Raw genomic sequence first — 16,202 nt, 5'->3', positions numbered from 1 at the left:
GCCGAACCCTCGTCCGCCACGTCCGATCGCGGTGATTTCTGAGCGATTGTGTTGCCACTCCCCGACGTCACGGCCCTCATCAAAACCTCAGCATCGTGGCGGGAGACTGTCCGGGCGTGGCGCGCGACCCTTCCCCCGGTGGTCGCGCGCCATTCCTACGACCCCGCGTGTCCTCCGCGCCCCGCCGAGAGAGCCCCAGATGCCCGAGCACCAGGCCGACACCCTCCCGACCGCCGCCTTCCAGCCCCTGACCGCCGACGACCCCGCCACGGTCGGCGGCTACCGGCTGTTCGCACGGCTGGGGTCCGGCGGGATGGGCCGGGTGTACCTCTCGTACACGCGCGGCGGCCGGCCGGTGGCCCTCAAGGTGGTCCGGCCCGAGCTCGCGGAGGACCCCGAGTTCCGGGAGCGCTTCGCCCAGGAGGTCGCCAGCGCGCGCCTGATCCACGGCTTCTACACCGCCCAGGTCGTCGACGCCGGGGTGGACGCCGCCGTGCCCTGGCTCGCCACCACCTACGTCCCCGGCCCCTCGCTCCACCAGGTGGTCCGGCGCGCAGGGCCGCTCGCCGAGCAGACCGTCCTGCTCCTCGTCGCCGGCATCGCCGAAGCCCTCCAGGCGATCCACGCGGCCGGCGTCGTCCACCGCGACCTCAAGCCGGGCAACGTCCTCCTCGCCGCCGACGGCCCGCGCGTGATCGACTTCGGCATCGCCCGCGCCGTCGACGCCGCCGCCCTCACCAGCACCGGACTGCGCATCGGCTCCGCCGGCTTCATGGCGCCGGAACAGGCCCGGGGCCTGCGCGCCACGTCCGCCACCGACGTCTTCGCCCTCGGCGCCCTGGCCGCCTACATCGCCGGCGGCGCACCCCCCTTCGGCGGCGGTACGGATGCCGGCGCCCTCTACCGGGTGATCCACGAGGAGCCGGACCTCGCCCTCGTGCCCTCCTCCCTGCGCGGCCTCATCGGCTGGTGCCTGGCGAAGCGGCCCGAGGACCGTCCGACCACGGCCCAGGTGATCGAAGCCGTCCACGGCCACCCCGCCGTCGTCGGGGACCCGCGCTTCGCCGACGGCTGGCTGCCCCCGCAGGTGCACGCCGAGATCGCCCGGCGCAGCGACCTGCCCCGGGCCCCCTCCGAAGCGCAGACCGTCCTCGTCCCCGCGCCACCGCTGCACGACGGGGCGACGGCGCTGGCACCGGTCGCACCCGAAGTGGACCACGGCGTGGCCGCCCCCGAGGCCGCTTCCGTGGCCGCCCCCGTGGCCGCTTCCGTGGCCGCGCCGATCCGCAGACGTTCCCACCGCCGGACGGCCCTGATCGCCGCGGCCGCCCTCGCCCTCGGGTCGGCCGGCACGTTCCTCCTCGTCCACCGCACGGACGACGGGCGCCCGGCCGCCGACAACCGCACGGTCGAGAGCGCGACCGACCCGGAGGCCCCGCCGGCCGCCGCCCCCGTCTACACGGCCGTGTACACCGGCACCGCGCTCACCTCGTCCGACCGCAACGACGAGTTCGACCTCCGGAAGGGCACGGTCGCACCGGAGGGAACGGCGTCCTGGTACCTCGCCCGGACGTCGAGCGAGTTCCTCCTCGCCGACGGCAGCGACGCCTACGTCGGCACGGACAGCAGTCTCGGCACCGCCGACTGCCTCAAGGGGCTCGGCTCCCAACCCGCCTCCCGGCTCGACTTCGCCACCCTCACCGGCCGGGCCTTCTGCGTCCGCGAGGACGACGGCCGCGACCTGGCCGTCGTCCGGCTGCTGTCGGCCGCCCCGGGCGGCGGGCCGGTCAAGGTGTCGGTCGACCACTACCGCCGGGCCGACTGACCTTCCCGCCAGAGCGGTTCAGCCCATCGCCGCGAGCCCCGGGCGGCGGGCCGGTCAAGGTGTCGGTCGACCACTACCGCCGGGCCGACTGACCTTCCCGCCAGAGCGGTTCAGCCCATCGCCGCGAGCACCGCGCGGTACCAGTCCGCGGCGGCGCCGAGCCGGGAGAGCGGCCCCGGGCCGGGCGGGCAGGCGGCCAGGGACCAGATGTCGTCGCTGCGGTACCAGTGGTCGAGGGCGATCATCGCGAACTGCCGCTCCGAGACGCGGCCCGGCGCGGCGGCCAGCAGGCGGCGGCACTCCTCCCACGGGACGGCCGGGCCGGCCGGCGCGGGGACCAGCCCGAGGGCGTCCAGCGCGTCGAGGAGCTCCCCGGCGCGGACGGGCTCCGGGTGGCTCGCGTGGTGGACGCCCGACGGCACGGCGGGCTCGGCGGTCGCGACGGCGACGACCAGGCGGGCCAGGTCGGCGCGGTCGACGAGCGAGAGCCGGGCCCCGCCGCCCGCCCAGCGCACCGGCACCCGGCGGACCAGCTCGGCCACGGCGGGCACCACCCAGCGGTCCCCCGGGCCGGTCACCACGCCGGGCCGCAGCACGACGGCCCCGGCGGCCAGCGCGGCCCGCTCCCCGAGCAGCCGGGTGCGGCTGGCCTCCGAGGCGGGCACGGCGGGCACCTCGTCCACGCCGACACCCGCGTGCGGGCCCGGCCCGTACACGGCCGCGGTGGACAGGTGGACGACCCGGGAGACCCCGGCCCGGCGGGCGGCGGCCATGACGGCCCCCGTGCCGCGGACGTTGACCTCCTCGCACTCCTCGGCGGTGCCGGAGATCCGGGACGCGAGGTGGAGCAGGACGTCGGCGCCGTCGCACAGCTCGGCGAGGGCGTCCTCGTCGGCCAGGTCGCCCTCCACCCAGGACGGGCCACTCACGGCGGGGACCTTCCGGGCCAGCGCGCGGACCTCGAAACCGTCCGACGCCCGGAGCACCGCCGAGCCGATGAAGCCCGTCGCCCCCGTCATCGCGATCCGGGGCCCCGTGGTCGAGGTCACCGCCCACCCCCTCCGTCAGGCCGCTCATTGTAGTGAGACGCGCCCACCCGCACGGAGGGGGCGGGGCACGGCCGGGGGTAAGGCCCGCCTAGGCTGTATGCCAAGCAAAACGGGCGAACCGGACCCCACCGGGGGCCACCAGGACGGAAAGCGGGACCCGCCGATGGGCGACGGAATGTCAGGCATGCACCACTACGGCGGGATGACCCAGCTAGGACCGTTCACCCTCTCCAACGTGTGGACCTGGTCCCCCGACTGGGTCTTCCTGGCCGGCTGCCTGGTCGCCCTCGGCCTGTACGCGCTCGGCGTCGTCCGGCTGTACCGCCGCGGCGACAAGTGGCCGGTCGGGCGCACCGTCGGCTGGGCCCTGGGCGTCGGCTCGGTGATCCTCGTCACCTGCAGCGGACTCAACGACTACGGGATGGCGCTGTTCAGCGCGCACATGATCCAGCACATGGTGCTGTCCATGCTGTCGCCCATCCTGCTGCTCCTCGGCGCCCCGATCACGCTCGCGCTGCGCGCGCTGCGCCCGGCCGGCAAGGGGCGCCCGCGCGGGCCGCGCGAGCTGCTGGTGGCGCTCCTACACAGCCGCTACGTCAAGGTGATCTCGCACCCGGCGTTCACCATCCCGCTGTTCATCGCGAGCCTGTACGGGGTCTACTTCACCCCGCTGTTCGACTTCCTGATGCAGTACCGCGCCGGGCACATCTTCATGATGGTGCACTTCCTGGCCACCGGGCTGGTGTTCTTCTGGCCGATCATGGGCGTGGACCCGGGCCCGAACCGCCCCGGCCACGTGATGCGGATCATCGAGCTGTTCATGGGCATGCCGTTCCACGCCTTCTTCGGCGTCGCGGTGATGATGGCCAACCACCAGCTGGTCAGCACCTTCACCACCGCGGGCGCCCCGCCCGGCACCGACCTGCTGGCGGACCAGAAGCTCGCCGGCGGCATCACCTGGGCGTTCGGCGAGATCCCGACGGCGATCGTGCTGATCGCGCTGGTCTACCAGTGGATGGGCTCCGAGCAGCGCAAGGCCCGCCGCGCCGACCGCGCCGAGGAGCGCAGCGGCGACGCCGAGCTGGAGGCGTACAACGCGTACCTGGCCTCGCTCGATCAGCGCGGGAAGCGCCCGGCGGCCGACGCGGGCTGAGGCCGGCCGCGGCCCGCCGCGTCGCGTACGTCACGGAACCCCCGTCCCGGACCACCGTCCGGAACGGGGGTTCCGTCGTAGGCGTTCGAGGAGGTATGCACGTCCTCCTGATCGTCGCCGTCCTGCTCGGCGGGTACGCCCTGCTGTGGCTGCTCGGCTTCCTCGGCCGGGCGCTGCACTACCGCCGGCAGCCCGTGCCGGTCGGCGCCGACTACGTCGTCGTCCTCGGCGCCGGACTGCACGGCTGCGACGTCACGCCGCTGCTCGCGGCCCGGCTGGACGCCGCGCTGGAACGGTTCGCCGCCGAGGAGGCCGCCGGGCACGCGCCGCTGCTGCTGGTGACCGGGGGCAAGGGGCCGCACGAGGAGTGCACCGAGGCCGCCGCGATGGCCCGCTACCTGCTCGCCCGGGGCGTCCCGGCCGGGCGGATCCGCCGCGAGGAGCGGGCCACCGACACCGTCGAGAACCTGCGTTTCAGCGCGGCCCTGATGGCCGCCGAGCGGCCCGGGTACCGGTGCACCGTCGTCACCAGCGGTTTCCACGTCCTGCGCTCGGCCACCGCCGCCCGCCGGGCCGGTGCGCCCGGCCGGGTCGCGGCGGCGGACGGGCTGCTCGCCCACGGGCCGTACCTGCTGCTGCGGGAGGCCGTCGCGACGGCCCTGGCGTACCGGCGGCTCAACACCGCCGCCGTCGCACTCCTGGTCCTGATCGCCCTCTGCTGGTGGTGAGACGACGGGCGGGCCCCCGGGTCCCCGGGGGCCCCGGGGGGCCGCCCGGTGGTTCAACTCGGCCTCGGTCAGCCGAGGTTGGCCAGCGCGTCGTTGAAGGTCTTCGACGGGCGCATCACGGCCGCGGCCTTGGCCGGGTCGGGCTGGTAGTAGCCACCGAGGTCGACGGCCGAGCCCTGCACGGCGACGAGCTCCTCGACGATGGTCTGCTCCTGCTCGGTGAGCGCCTTGGCGAGGCCCTCGAACGCCTGGGCCAGCTCGGCGTCCTCGGTCTGCCCGGCCAGCTCCTGGGCCCAGTACGTGGCCAGGTAGAAGTGGCTGCCGCGGTTGTCGATGCCACCGAGGCGGCGGCTCGGCGACTTGTCCTCGTTGAGGAAGGTGCCGGTGGCGCGGTCCAGGGTGTCGGCCAGGACCTTGGCGCGGGCGTTGCCGGTGCTGGCGGCCAGGTGCTCGAAGCTCGCGGCCAGCGCGAAGAACTCGCCCAGGCTGTCCCAGCGCAGGTAGTTCTCCTTGACCAGCTGCTGGACGTGCTTCGGGGCGGAGCCGCCGGCGCCGGTCTCGAACAGGCCGCCGCCCGCCATCAGCGGGACGACCGACAGCATCTTGGCGCTGGTGCCCAGCTCCAGGATCGGGAACAGGTCGGTCAGGTAGTCGCGCAGCACGTTGCCGGTGACCGAGATGGTGTTCTCGCCGCGGCGGATGCGCTCCAGCGAGAACGTGGTGGCCTCGACCGGGGACATGATCTCGATCTGCAGGCCGGTGGTGTCGTGCTCCGGCAGGTACGTGTTGACCTTCTCGATCAGCACGGCGTCGTGGGCGCGCTCGGCGTCCAGCCAGAACACGGCCGGGTCGCCGGTGGCGCGGGCGCGGGTGACGGCCAGCTTGACCCAGTCCTGGATCGGCAGGTCCTTGGTCTGGCAGGCGCGGAAGATGTCGCCCGGCTGCACGGCCTGCTCCAGCACGACCTCGCCCTCGGCGTCGACCAGGCGGACGGTGCCGGCCTCGGCGATCTCGAAGGTCTTGTCGTGGCTGCCGTACTCCTCGGCCTTCTGGGCCATCAGGCCGACGTTCGGGACCGAGCCGATGGTGGCCGGGTCCAGGGCGCCGTGGGCGCGGCAGTCGTCGATGACGGCCTGGTACACGCCGGCGTAGCTGCTGTCCGGCAGCACGGCCAGGGTGTCGGCCTCCTGGCCGTCCGGGCCCCACATGTGGCCGGAGGTGCGGATCATGGCCGGCATCGAGGCGTCGACGATGACGTCGCTCGGGACGTGCAGGTTGGTGATGCCCTTGTCCGAGTCGACCATGGCCAGGGCCGGGCCCTCGGCCAGCTCGGCGTCGAACGAGGCCTTGATCTCGGCGCCGTTCGCCAGCGCGTCGAGGCCGGCCAGGATGCCGCCGAGGCCGTTGTTCGGGTTCAGGCCGGCGGCGGTCAGCGCCTCGCCGTAGCAGGCGAACGTCTTCGGGAAGAAGGCGCGCACGACGTGGCCGAACACGATCGGGTCGGAGACCTTCATCATGGTGGCCTTGAGGTGCACCGAGAACAGGACGCCCTCGGCCTTGGCGCGGGCCACCTGGGCGGCCAGGAACTCGTTCAGGGCGGCGGCGCGCAGGACCGAGGCGTCGACGACCTCGCCGGCCAGCACCGGGACCTTCTCGCGCAGGACGGTGGTGGTGCCGTCCTGGCCGACCAGCTCGATGCGCAGGGCGCCGTCGGCGGTGATCACGGCCGACTTCTCGGTGGAACGGAAGTCGTTCTCGCCCATGGTGGCGACGTTGGTCTTGGAGTCGGCCGACCAGGCGCCCATGCGGTGCGGGTGGGTCTTGGCGTAGTTCTTGACCGACAGCGGGGCGCGGCGGTCGGAGTTGCCCTCGCGCAGGACCGGGTTGACGGCGCTGCCCTTGACCTTGTCGTAGCGGGCGCGGACGTCCTTGTCCTCGTCGGTCCGCGGGTCGTCCGGGTAGTCCGGCAGGGCGTAGCCCTGGGCCTGCAGCTCGGCGATGGCGGCCTTCAGCTGCGGCACGGAGGCCGAGATGTTCGGCAGCTTGATGATGTTGGCGTCCGGGGTCTTGGCCAGCTCGCCCAGCTCGGCGAGGGCGTCACCGATCCGCTGGCCCTCGGCCAGACGCTCCGGGAAGCTCGCGATGATCCGCCCGGCCAGGGAGATGTCGCGGGTCTCCACGCGCACGCCCGCCGTCGAGGCGTAGGCCTGGACGACCGGCAGGAACGAGTAGGTCGCCAGGGCCGGAGCCTCGTCGGTGTGCGTATAGATGATGGTCGAGTCAGTCATCGAAACTCCGCTTCACGTCTCCAACGTCTTGACGTCAAGATATCTCGTCCCGGCCCCCTCGCTCCACCTCCCCCCGCCCCGGAGCGCGCGCCGGGTGCCCCGGGGGCGCGCCGGCGGTCGGTTCCACCGTCGTCCCGGGGCGCCCGCACGGCAACCGGAGGGGGCTAGCCCGCGGCGAACCTGGCCGCCAGCTCGGTCTCGTCGGCCAGGAACCAGAGCTGGGTGCCGCGGTTGCTCTCCCGGACGAAGTCGCGCAGGGCGTTGCTCCCGGCCACGTGGTGGGCGATGTCGCCGAGGACGACGAGACCCATCCGGTAGTTGACGAACTTCTGGACGATGCCGCCGGCGACGCGGGTGCTCAGCGCGAAGAAGTCCGGGTGCAGCCGGGCCGCGGGCACGATCACCCAGGTCGCCTCCCGGCCCCAGGCGTCGGCGATCGCGTCCATCGCGTCCTGCTCGCTGCGGAGCGGGGCGCCGTCGGCGGCCAGCCGGAGGAACGTCGGGTCGGACATGTCACAACTCCCTGGTCAGCGTGTGGACGATGGTGAGCAGCGCCGCGGTGTCGGCCGGATCGCCGAGGATGACGAGCCGCAGGGTCTGCGCCTCCTCGTCGAGGACGGTCTCCACGTGCAGCGGCCGGCCGCCCTCGCGCGGGCCGGCGATGGCCGCGAGCACGGTGGTGGTCAGCCGGTCCGCCCGCGCGCGGTCGATCTCCTCGATCCGCACGACGGACGAGACCTCGGCGCCGCGCCCCCTGGTGCTCTCCGCGACGACCGGGGCGCCGGTGAGGGCTTCCAGGTCGGCGCGGGCGATCCGGTACTGCTTGCCGATCCTGGTCGCCGCGAGGCGGCCGTCACGGATGTAGCCGCGGACCGTGCGCACATGGAGGCCCAGCAGTTCGGCCACCTGTTCCACCGAGTAGTACTGCGCCACCTGCAACCATCCTTCCCGACTTCCCTATCATCGCGCAAACTATCATTCGATGCGGATGTTTGGGGAAGGATACGGAGTGGTGTAGTCCAGTTGGGTGAGTCGGCCGTCAGGAGTGCGTCAACACGCCACCTCATTCGGTCAACGCTGCGTCAGGACCGGCGACGCGCGGCCGATCCCGGCCTAGCTTCGAAGGGAGCAGTTCCGGCAGGCACCACCACTCCATTGGGGAGCACCCGCATGGCCCGCGTCGTCTGGCACGTTCCGGTCACCGTCAACCACCTCGGTCACGGCACCGGAAGCACGAACGCCCTCCGCCTCTTCCGCCTGCGCGACGGCCGCCGCTGCGCCGTCGGTTTCTCCACCCCCGAGGCGCTCACCGCCCTCCTCGGACCGGACCAGGCCCACACCGAGCTCGGCGAGGCCGCCCTGCGCGAGCTCACCGCCCCGCTCGGCGTCGACGCCCTCGTCCTCGACCCGCGGCTGGTGGCCCCGCCCGTCGCCGTCCCCGCCGCACAGCCCGCCCCGGCCCCGACCGCACAGCTCCAGCACCGGTGACCGCCCTCCAACTGGTCCCGGGCGACGAGGAGCCCGCCGCAGGACGGCCCGAACCGGCCCGGGCCCTGCACGCGATCGCCCGGGTCAGCTTCGGGCCCGTCCCCCTCGACTTCGACCGCCTCGCGGCCGAGCACCCGGCCGTCCAGAGCGGCCTCGCCCTGGCCGGCGACGCCGACCTCGAACTCCGCCTCTCCTGCACCGGACCGGAGGAGCTGCGGGCCGTCGCCGCCGCCCTCCAGCGGGCCGGCGCGGCGCGCGTCCGCATCGACCTGGTCCTGCGCGCCCTCACGCCGGGGCCGCCGACCCTGCGGTCGGTGACCTGAGATCATTGGAGGCGTCAATCCCACTCGGCCGAAGGGAAGTTGGGAGATATTCCAGTAGCGGGCGGCCGTCCACCGCGCATAGTGTGCGTCCGTCCGCCATGGACACAGCCAAGGACCGTCTCCCAAGGCCCCTCTTCCTAGGAAGCTGGTGAGGACTTGTCCCGCTCCGCGCTCCGCCCCGCCCTCGGTACGGCAGCCGTCCTGGCCGCCCTGATCCTGGCCGCTCCCTCCGCTCTCGCCGCTTCCCCGTCCGCACCGGCGCCGGACCGGACCGACGACGCCGGCGTGTCCGTCGCGGTCTTCGGCGACGACACCCTGACCGAGGGCCGGCAGCTGACCGTCGACGAGCTGACCCGCGACCACGGCGTCGCCCCCGGCCTCCTCCAGGCGTACGCCCGGGGCACCGCGCCGGACGACTCCGACGACTCCGCCTCCGACGACTCGGCCTCGGACGATGCCCCGGGCGCCGCCGCCCTCACCCCGCGGCTCGCCGGCGACCCGGCCTACGACCTGGTGGCCAGCTGGACCTCCAAGGACCACCGCACGGTCAACCTCCGCCGGGGCACCGCCACCTGGGGCTACACCAAGATCCAGCAGAAGCACAACCTCACCGTCAGCGCGGTCCGCGCGACCACCCGCTACCCCGAGCCCGGCTGGCCGAAGCAACAGTCGGCGACCACGTGGAACTACCTCACCCTGGTCAACCACGTCCGCTGCTCCGGCTGGGCCTGGTGGCGCACCTGCAAGGTCGTCGACTTCACCCACGTGCAGGTGACGGTGAACTACGGCAACGTCAAGGGCGTCATCACCGCCTACTGCATCGGCTACGCCGACCGCTGCCCGGACTGGGTGAAGAACGCCGTCAACGGCGCCTGACGATCGTTCCCACCGGTATGGAGCGACAACCCCGACTGCGACGCGGCGGCTTCCTGCGCGAGGCCGCCGCGCTCCAGCGCACCAACACCGACGGCACCCGCCGCCTGACCCGGATCGCCTTCCCCGCCGGCGGTGACGTCGCGATCACGACGACGGGCCCGGACCCGGCCGCCCACCTGCCGGTGACCGCCACGCGCGACGACCTCCACGCCGCCCTCGCGCCCGAGGGCGGCTGGGCCGCGCCGGACCCGGGCCCGCTCACCCGGCTCCCGGCCACCGCCCCGGCGCCGCCGCTCCTGGTCTGGGCCGACCTCCTGGACGACCTCGGCGACCTCCTCTTCACCCTCACCGGCTATCCCGCCGACGTCGGCCGCCCCGACCTCGTGCCCCGCCTGGACGCCGTGTGCCTCACCGGCGCGACGACCGCCGTGGTCGAGGTGACCGCCCTCGGCGCCGCCCACCGGGTCCGCATCCCCCTCGACTCCGGCGTCCCCCTGGTGGCCGTCCCCCTGGAGATCGCCGAACACCTGCTGACCGTCGACGGAACGGCCGCGACGGAGTGGGAGTACCCCGTCGCGGCCTCGTAGACCACGTCACTCCCGGGCGAGGGCCGCGATCGCGACGAGGAGCAGGGCCGAGCCAGCCAGCAGGCCCGCGGTGAGCGGCTCGCCGAGGAAGGCCACGCCGATCACCGCCGCCGTCGCCGGTTCGAGCAGCACCAGCACGGCGGCCGTGGTGCCCGGGACGACGGCCAGGCCGGTGAAGTACCAGCGGTAGGCGAACAGCGTGGGCACCGTCCCGAGGAACAGCAGCGCTCCCCCGGTCAGCGCCGGGTCCCCCGCCGTCGGCAGGACGCCCTCGACCGCGGCGAGCGGCAGCAGGCAGAGCAGCCCGGTCGTGAACGCACCGGTGCCAGCCCGCGCCGAGCCGCCGCCGCGCGCCCACAGCGTGAGCCCGCTCTGCCCGGCGCCCGCCAGCAGCGCCAGGCCGACGCCCAGCGCCGGACGCGGCCCCGCCGCCGGCGCGGCCACCAGCAGGGCCAGCCCGCCGAGCGCCGACACGACGGCGACGGCGGCCCGCCGGGTCAGGCGCTCGCCCAGCAGGACGTGCGCGCCGAGGCTCGTCAGCACCGGGCCGGCGCCGATGGTGATCAGGGTGGCGAGACCGAGCCCCGCGAAGCGGACCGAGCCGAAGTAGGCGCACTGGCTGACCGCCAGCCCGATCCCGGTCAGCACGGCGGCCCGGCGGGGTGTCCTCCGGCGTTCACGGCGTGGCAGTACCGCCAGGCAGAGCGCCGCGACGGCGAAGCGCCAGAACGAGACGGCCACCGGGCCCAGCCCGCTGGTGCGCAGCAGCAGGGCTGCAACGGCCCCGCCCACGCCCCAGGCGACGGCGGCGGCCGAGATGGACAGCAGTCCGTGCCGGAACGGCACGGCGGCATGCGAGGTCATGCGTCGTTTCTCCACGATGAGGTGCCGGTCGGATTCCGCGGATGACGCGGGCGGCACCGACCGCCCCGACGGCGAGCAGAAGGCCGCCGGGCGGTGATTCAGTGGAGAGGGCCGCCCGCTAGCGGACGGGCGGCGGGAGGATCACGAGACGCATGGAGCCAAGCCTACGCCTCACCCCGCGTCCGGATGATCGTGATCTTTCCTCCGGCCGCCGCTCCGACGTACGGTCGTCACCGTGGCGGCTGGAGCGAAGGAGCGGGCGCGATGGAGCAGTTGACGTACGACGCGGTGAAGGCGGCCGGGCAGCGGATCGCCGGGCGGGTGCGGCCGGTGGTCGTGGCGCGCGGGGACGAGGGCGAACGGACGTGGCTGGCGCTGGAGTTCCTGCAGCACACCGGGAGCTTCAAGGCGCGCGGCGCGCAGAACTTCCTCCTCGCCCACGCCGAGGCCGGCACCCTCCCCGACGCCGGCGTGACCATCGCGTCGGGCGGCAACGCCGGCCTCGCCTGCGCCTGGGCGGCCTGTGAACTCGGCGTCCGGGCCACGGTGTTCCTGCCCGAGACGGCCTCGCCGGTGAAGCTGGGCCGGCTCCGCTCGTACGGCGCCGAGGTGCGGCTGGTCGGGCGGGAGTACGCGGAGGCGCTCGCCGCGTGCGAGGAGTTCGCGGCGACCGGCGGGGCCCTGGCCTCGCACGCCTACGACCACCCCCTGATCGCCGCCGGCGCCGGGACCGTGCTGGAGGAGATCCGCGCCCAGGTGCCGGGCCTGGACACGGTGGTGGTGTCGGTGGGCGGCGGCGGGCTGTTCGCCGGGGTCGCCGTGGCGGCGCGCGAGCACGGGATCCGCGTGGTGGCGGTGGAGCCGGAGGGCAGCCGGGCGCTCAACGCGGCGCTGGAGGCGGGGCGCCCGGTGGACGTCCCGGTGGCGTCGGTGGCCCAGGACGCGCTGGGCGCCCGCCGGGCGACCGCCCTCGCCGTCGCGGCGGCCGCGCACGAGGGCGTGCGGTCGGTGCTGGTGCCCGACGAGGCGATCGTCCGGGCCCGGCGGCGGCTGTGGGACGAGCGCCGGATCGCCGTCGAGTTCGCGGCCTCCACGGCCTTGGCGGCGCTCGACGGGGTGGCGGGCGAGCGCGTCGCCGTCCTGCTGTGCGGGGCGAACACCGACCCGTCCGACCTGGTCGAGCGGGGGTAGCGAACGTAGCGGGCGTAGCGGGACCCTCACCGGCCATGCGACCGCCCGTCCACGACACGGAGTCGGCCTACCCGACAAACCTCTCCCTCGCCGGCCCGAGCCCCTCCACCGGCCTCGCCGAGGACGGCGCCGCCTCCGAACCCCCGGCCCGCGGCCTGCGCCGAGGGTCCAGCGCGACGTACGTGAGCACCGCGCCCAGCGCGGACAGGACGGCGAGCAGCAGGCCGAGGGTGTGCAGCGCGCCGGTGAACCCGTCGGCCAGGGCGGCGCGCCGGGCCGCGTCCACCTGTCCCTGGACGGCCCGGCCCGCGAGGTGCGCCGCCTCGCCGGGCGGGAGGCCCGGCAGGCGGGCGGCGGTCAGCGTGGTCAGGAGCGCCGCCGCCCCGGAGACGGCGACGGACTCGCCGGCGATCCGCATGGTGTTGAAGATCCCGGCGGCGGCGCCCGCGTGCTCGACCGGGACGGTGCCGACGGCCGCGTTGTCCATCACCCCGAACGCCAGCCCGACGCCGGCCCCGAACGGCAACAACGACGACCACAGCGCCTCGAACGGCACGACGGCGAGCAGCAGCGCACCCGCCGCGATCAGCACGGAGGCGGCGGTCAGCACCGCCCGTACCGAGGTCGCCGCCGCGAGCCGGCCCGCTACGAGGGGCAGCAGCAGGACGGGCGCCGTCATCGGCAGCAGGAGGAGCCCGCTGGCCAGGACGCTCCGGCCGCCCACGCCCTGGAGGTAGGCGGGGAGGTGGACCAGCAGCACCACGAAGCCGAGGGTCACGGTGAAGGGCTGGCACACGACGGCGAGGAACTCGGGCCGCCGGAACAGCCGGACGTCGAACATCGCCCGCCCGGCCCGGCGGAGTTCCACCGCCCCGAACAGCACCACCAGCAGGACGGCGCCGCCGAGCGGCAGCAGCGTGCCCGGCGCCGTCCAGCCGGCCGCCCCCGCCCGGACGAGCGCGTAGGACAGGGCGGCGAGCCCGGCGGTGAAGCAGAGCAGCCCGGCGAGGTCGAAGCGCGGGCGCTCGGGGTTGCGCGACTCCGGCGCCCGGGTCGCCAGCAGCCAGGCCGGCACCGACCCGGCCGCGACGAGCAGGAAGACCGCCCGCCAGCCGGCCGCCTCCACCAGCGCGCCCGCCGCCAGTGGCCCGACGGCCAGGCCCGTCCCGAAGGACGTGCCCAGGATCCCGAACGCCAGTTGCCGGCGCCGCCCGGCCGTGGAGTGGGCCAGCACCGCCGCGCCCGACGCCAGGACGGCCGCGGCCCCGCACCCCTGCACCGCCCGCGCGGCGTCGACGACCGCCATCGACGGCGCGAGCGCGATCAGCAGCGACAGCGCGCCGACCAGTGCGATGCCGGTGAGCAGCACGCGGCGCCGGCCGAGCCGGTCGGCGAGGGCGCCCGCGGCGAGCGGCAGGGCGGCGAAGGTGATGTTGAAGGCGTTGAGCATCCACTGGGCGGCACCGACGGAGGCGTCCAGGTGCGCGGCCATGGTCGGAAGCGCGACGGCGGCGCCGGTCACCGAGAACGGCAGCATCGCGCTCGCGCCGCCGACCGCGCCGACCGTCGCCCAGTAGCCGTCCCGGCTCCGGGAGTTGGGGGTAGTCATGCGTCGATCGTTCGCCAGGCCGGGCCGTGGATGAAGGGACTGCCACACCCCCGGGCCGGCGTTCCCTGGGACTGACAGGTCCAGGCACGCCCGCCGCTCCACGCCCATACTGGACCGCATGCCCGACCCGACCACCCTCGCCGGCAGCCTCGGCGACTACCTCCGCGCCCGCCGCGCCCTGGTGTCCCCCGCCGACGCGGGCCTGCCGCCCACCGGCCGCCGCCGCGTACCGGGGCTGCGCCGCGAGGAGGTCGCCGAACTCGTGGGCCTCAGCACCGACTACTACGTGCGCCTGGAGCAGGGCCGCGCCGACCGCCCGTCCGACGAGGTGCTCGACGCGCTGAGCCGCGCCCTCCGGCTCGGCCCCGCCGAGCGCGCCCACCTGTACGACCTGGCCCGACCGCCCCGCCGGACGGCCGCCGGATCCCAGCGGACCGACGTGCTGCGCCCGGCACTTCGGAGCGTCGTGGAGGCCATGCCGACCACGCCCGCCGTCATCATGAACGACCGCAGCGACGTCCTCGCCTGGAACCGGCCGGCCGCCGCCCTGATCGCCGACTTCCCCCGACTCCCGCCGGGCGAGCGGAACATGGCCCGCCGGATCTTCCTCGACCCGCACGCCCGCGAGGTCCACCTCGACTGGGAGGAGGCCGCGCGCACGACCGTCGGCATCCTCCGCATGGCCGCGGGGCGCCGCCCGCACGATCCCGGGCTCGTCCGGCTGGTCGGCCAACTCTCGCTGGGCAGTGCCGAGTTCCGCACCCTGTGGGCCGGGCACCACGTGCACGAGAAGAGCCACGGGCCCAAGCGCTTCCGGCACCCCCTGGTCGGCGACGTGACGCTCGACTACGAGACCTTCCAGGCCCCGGGCGCCGCGCACCACATGCTCGTCGTCTACACCGCGCCGCCCGGGAGCCCGGCCGAGGAGGCGCTGCGCTTCCTCGGCAGCTTCACGGCCGACAGCTTCACGGCCTGACCGGCACCGCCTCCGGCTCCGCCGCGACCGCCCGCGGCACGGCCGGTTCAGGCAGGGTGCGGATCGCCAGCCAGGAGACGACGGGCAGCACGATCAGCGGTACGAGCGCCGTCCGGAGCGAGGTCGCGTCGGCAGCCGCGCCGAGGACCGGGCTCACGACACCGCCGACGCTCACCGCCAGGCCGAGCGTCACGCCGCTCGCCGTGCCGACGCGGCTCGGCAGGTAGTCCTGCCCGAGCGTCACGTGGAGCGAGAAGGGCACGTAGAGCCCGGCCGAGGCCAGCGCCACGAACAGGAAGAACGCCGGCCCCGGCACGTACACGATCCCCGCGACGGCGAGGGCGCTCAGCAGGTACGAGCGCCGCACCACGGTGACGCGGTCCCGGCGCTCCGCCAGCCGGCCACCCAGCACCGTGCCGACCGCGCCGCCGGCGTACAGCACGAACAGCGCCGCGGTGCCCGCCGTCGTGCCGCCGCCGGTCCGCTCGCGGGCGTAGAACGTGATGAACGTGCTCAGCCCGATGAACACCACGGACCGGCAGACCACCGCCACCGACAGCCGCAGGAACGAGCGCACGTCGTCGGCCCCCGCCGGCCCGGCAACCGCACCCGCACCCGCCGTCGGCCGTGCCACGCCCACCGCACGCAGCGCGGGCAGGCACAGCGCACCGCCCACGACGGCCGGCACGACGAGCAGCGGCGTCCACCGCAGGCCGCCGGTGGCGACCACCGCGGACACCAGCAGGGGCGCCAGCGCGAACCCGACGTTCCCGCCGACGGAGAACCAGCTCATCGCCGTGTGGCTGCCCCGCCCGGCCTTGCGCGCGACCCGCGCCGACTCCGGGTGGTAGGCGGCGACGCCCAGGCCGGACACCGCGACGAACGCGAGCGTCAGCGCGTAACTGTCACCCAGGCCGCTCAGCGCGATCCCGAGCCCGCCGAGGAGGGTGGCCACGGGCAGCAGCCAGGGCAACGGGCGGCGGTCGGTGAGCGCGCCGAACAGGGGCTGCGCCACGGAGGAGAGCAGAGAGGCCGCGAGCACGATGCCGGAGGCGGCGGCGTACGTGTAGGCGCGCTCGGCGACGAAGAACGGGACCAGCGCGGTCACGGCGCCCTGGTAGACGTCGACGCAGGCGTGGCCGACGGCGAGGAGGGGGATGGCGCGCTCGGGCGCCTTGTCGTTGGTGGGCACGCCCTCATGCTCACGCCGCGCCCCGCTGTCGGGCTTCCGATAATCTGCCAACC

16 protein-coding genes are annotated in these 16,202 nt (G+C 74.8%); 9 read left to right on the top strand and 7 right to left on the bottom strand.

All coding sequences use genetic code 11. From position 1 onward, the window contains the following. Nucleotides 1-199 precede the first annotated feature (199 nt). Nucleotides 200-1,825 carry a protein kinase gene (locus tag ACFVU9_RS07535; protein ID WP_387590963.1) on the top strand — a complete coding sequence of 542 codons (1,626 nt, stop codon included), beginning with the start codon at nt 200-202 and terminating at the stop codon, nt 1,823-1,825. 110 nt (nt 1,826-1,935) lie between these two features. Here ACFVU9_RS07535 and ACFVU9_RS07530 read toward each other — a convergent pair whose 3' ends face one another. Further along, the gene (locus tag ACFVU9_RS07530) at nt 1,936-2,874 is read right to left on the bottom strand and encodes an NAD-dependent epimerase/dehydratase family protein (RefSeq protein ID WP_387590960.1); all 939 of its coding nucleotides are present in this window, start codon (nt 2,872-2,874) and stop codon (nt 1,936-1,938) included. A gap of 184 nt (nt 2,875-3,058) precedes the next feature. Here ACFVU9_RS07530 and ACFVU9_RS07525 point away from each other — a divergent pair, with 184 nt between their 5' ends. Next, nucleotides 3,059-4,027 (top strand): cytochrome c oxidase assembly protein, encoded by a 969-nt coding sequence (locus ACFVU9_RS07525; RefSeq protein ID WP_387590957.1) that lies wholly within the window; start codon nt 3,059-3,061, stop codon nt 4,025-4,027. A gap of 95 nt (nt 4,028-4,122) precedes the next feature. Then, nucleotides 4,123-4,755: a YdcF family protein gene (locus ACFVU9_RS07520; RefSeq protein WP_380503181.1), complete on the top strand. Its 633-nt coding sequence runs from the start codon at nt 4,123-4,125 to the stop codon at nt 4,753-4,755. A gap of 68 nt (nt 4,756-4,823) precedes the next feature. On the opposite strand, the gene ACFVU9_RS07515 is transcribed toward ACFVU9_RS07520, so the two are convergent. The 3 genes from ACFVU9_RS07515 to ACFVU9_RS07505 all read right to left on the bottom strand — a co-directional run bounded on the left by ACFVU9_RS07515 (nt 4,824) and on the right by ACFVU9_RS07505 (nt 7,976). Beyond that, nucleotides 4,824-7,043, bottom strand: coding sequence for an NADP-dependent isocitrate dehydrogenase (locus ACFVU9_RS07515; protein ID WP_387590954.1), 2,220 nt, complete (start codon nt 7,041-7,043; stop codon nt 4,824-4,826). 164 nt (nt 7,044-7,207) lie between these two features. Next, nucleotides 7,208-7,555 carry a DUF4180 domain-containing protein gene (locus tag ACFVU9_RS07510; RefSeq protein ID WP_380443732.1) on the bottom strand — a complete coding sequence of 116 codons (348 nt, stop codon included), beginning with the start codon at nt 7,553-7,555 and terminating at the stop codon, nt 7,208-7,210. Between the two features lies 1 nt (nt 7,556). Beyond that, nucleotides 7,557-7,976, bottom strand: a complete 420-nt coding sequence (locus tag ACFVU9_RS07505) for a helix-turn-helix domain-containing protein (RefSeq protein ID WP_387590951.1) — start codon at nt 7,974-7,976, stop codon at nt 7,557-7,559. Between the two features lie 237 nt (nt 7,977-8,213). Here ACFVU9_RS07505 and ACFVU9_RS07500 point away from each other — a divergent pair, with 237 nt between their 5' ends. From ACFVU9_RS07500 to ACFVU9_RS07485, 4 genes are all read left to right on the top strand, one after another. After that, a complete protein-coding gene (locus ACFVU9_RS07500) occupies nt 8,214-8,531 on the top strand; it encodes an SAV_915 family protein (RefSeq protein WP_387590948.1) in 318 nt (105 codons plus the stop codon). Further along, nucleotides 8,528-8,854, top strand: coding sequence for a hypothetical protein (locus ACFVU9_RS07495; RefSeq protein WP_380443738.1), 327 nt, complete (start codon nt 8,528-8,530; stop codon nt 8,852-8,854). The genes ACFVU9_RS07500 and ACFVU9_RS07495 overlap by 4 nt, the downstream gene beginning before the upstream one ends. A gap of 156 nt (nt 8,855-9,010) precedes the next feature. Continuing rightward, nucleotides 9,011-9,730, top strand: coding sequence for a hypothetical protein (locus tag ACFVU9_RS07490; RefSeq protein WP_387590944.1), 720 nt, complete (start codon nt 9,011-9,013; stop codon nt 9,728-9,730). Nucleotides 9,731-9,747: 17 nt separating this feature from the next. After that, entirely contained in the window at nt 9,748-10,317 is a 570-nt protein-coding gene (locus tag ACFVU9_RS07485; RefSeq protein WP_387590941.1) for a hypothetical protein, read from the top strand. Between the two features lie 6 nt (nt 10,318-10,323). Here the strand turns inward: ACFVU9_RS07485 and ACFVU9_RS07480 are convergent, their stop codons facing one another. Further along, nucleotides 10,324-11,181 (bottom strand): DMT family transporter, encoded by an 858-nt coding sequence (locus ACFVU9_RS07480; RefSeq protein WP_387590938.1) that lies wholly within the window; start codon nt 11,179-11,181, stop codon nt 10,324-10,326. Between the two features lie 264 nt (nt 11,182-11,445). Between ACFVU9_RS07480 and ACFVU9_RS07475 the strand changes: the two genes are divergently transcribed. Continuing rightward, complete coding sequence (locus ACFVU9_RS07475; protein ID WP_387590935.1) at nt 11,446-12,372, top strand: serine/threonine dehydratase; 927 nt, start codon at nt 11,446-11,448, stop codon at nt 12,370-12,372. Between the two features lie 67 nt (nt 12,373-12,439). On the opposite strand, the gene ACFVU9_RS07470 is transcribed toward ACFVU9_RS07475, so the two are convergent. Next, nucleotides 12,440-13,981, bottom strand: coding sequence for an MFS transporter (locus ACFVU9_RS07470; protein ID WP_387590932.1), 1,542 nt, complete (start codon nt 13,979-13,981; stop codon nt 12,440-12,442). Nucleotides 13,982-14,099: 118 nt separating this feature from the next. On the opposite strand from ACFVU9_RS07470, the gene ACFVU9_RS07465 reads away from it, so the two are divergent. Beyond that, the gene (locus ACFVU9_RS07465; protein WP_380447727.1) at nt 14,100-14,957 is read left to right on the top strand and encodes a helix-turn-helix transcriptional regulator; all 858 of its coding nucleotides are present in this window, start codon (nt 14,100-14,102) and stop codon (nt 14,955-14,957) included. Here ACFVU9_RS07465 and ACFVU9_RS07460 read toward each other — a convergent pair. Beyond that, nucleotides 14,947-16,149, bottom strand: coding sequence for an MFS transporter (locus ACFVU9_RS07460; RefSeq protein WP_387590928.1), 1,203 nt, complete (start codon nt 16,147-16,149; stop codon nt 14,947-14,949). The two genes, ACFVU9_RS07465 and ACFVU9_RS07460, sit on opposite strands and share 11 nt — an antisense overlap. Between the last annotated feature and the right edge of the window lie 53 nt (nt 16,150-16,202).

Origin of the sequence: Kitasatospora sp. NPDC057936, assembly GCF_042887525.1 — a bacterium.
GTDB lineage: Bacteria > Actinomycetota > Actinomycetes > Streptomycetales > Streptomycetaceae > Kitasatospora.
Note: the sequence above shows the minus strand (reverse complement) of the source record. Positions and strands in the feature narration are given on the sequence as shown.

Excerpts from the sequence above, each read along its gene's own strand:
- ACFVU9_RS07520 (WP_380503181.1), top strand. The coding sequence starts at position 4,123 with ATGCACGTCCTCCTGATCGTCGCCGTCCTGCTCGGCGGGTACGCCCTG.
- ACFVU9_RS07515 (WP_387590954.1), bottom strand. The coding sequence starts at position 7,043 with ATGACTGACTCGACCATCATCTATACGCACACCGACGAGGCTCCGGCC.
- ACFVU9_RS07465 (WP_380447727.1), top strand. The coding sequence starts at position 14,100 with ATGCCCGACCCGACCACCCTCGCCGGCAGCCTCGGCGACTACCTCCGC.
- ACFVU9_RS07500 (WP_387590948.1), top strand. The coding sequence starts at position 8,214 with ATGGCCCGCGTCGTCTGGCACGTTCCGGTCACCGTCAACCACCTCGGT.
- ACFVU9_RS07510 (WP_380443732.1), bottom strand. The coding sequence starts at position 7,555 with ATGTCCGACCCGACGTTCCTCCGGCTGGCCGCCGACGGCGCCCCGCTC.
- ACFVU9_RS07480 (WP_387590938.1), bottom strand. The coding sequence starts at position 11,181 with ATGACCTCGCATGCCGCCGTGCCGTTCCGGCACGGACTGCTGTCCATC.
- ACFVU9_RS07535 (WP_387590963.1), top strand. The coding sequence starts at position 200 with ATGCCCGAGCACCAGGCCGACACCCTCCCGACCGCCGCCTTCCAGCCC.
- ACFVU9_RS07485 (WP_387590941.1), top strand. The coding sequence starts at position 9,748 with ATGGAGCGACAACCCCGACTGCGACGCGGCGGCTTCCTGCGCGAGGCC.
- ACFVU9_RS07525 (WP_387590957.1), top strand. The coding sequence starts at position 3,059 with ATGCACCACTACGGCGGGATGACCCAGCTAGGACCGTTCACCCTCTCC.
- ACFVU9_RS07475 (WP_387590935.1), top strand. The coding sequence starts at position 11,446 with ATGGAGCAGTTGACGTACGACGCGGTGAAGGCGGCCGGGCAGCGGATC.
- ACFVU9_RS07470 (WP_387590932.1), bottom strand. The coding sequence starts at position 13,981 with ATGACTACCCCCAACTCCCGGAGCCGGGACGGCTACTGGGCGACGGTC.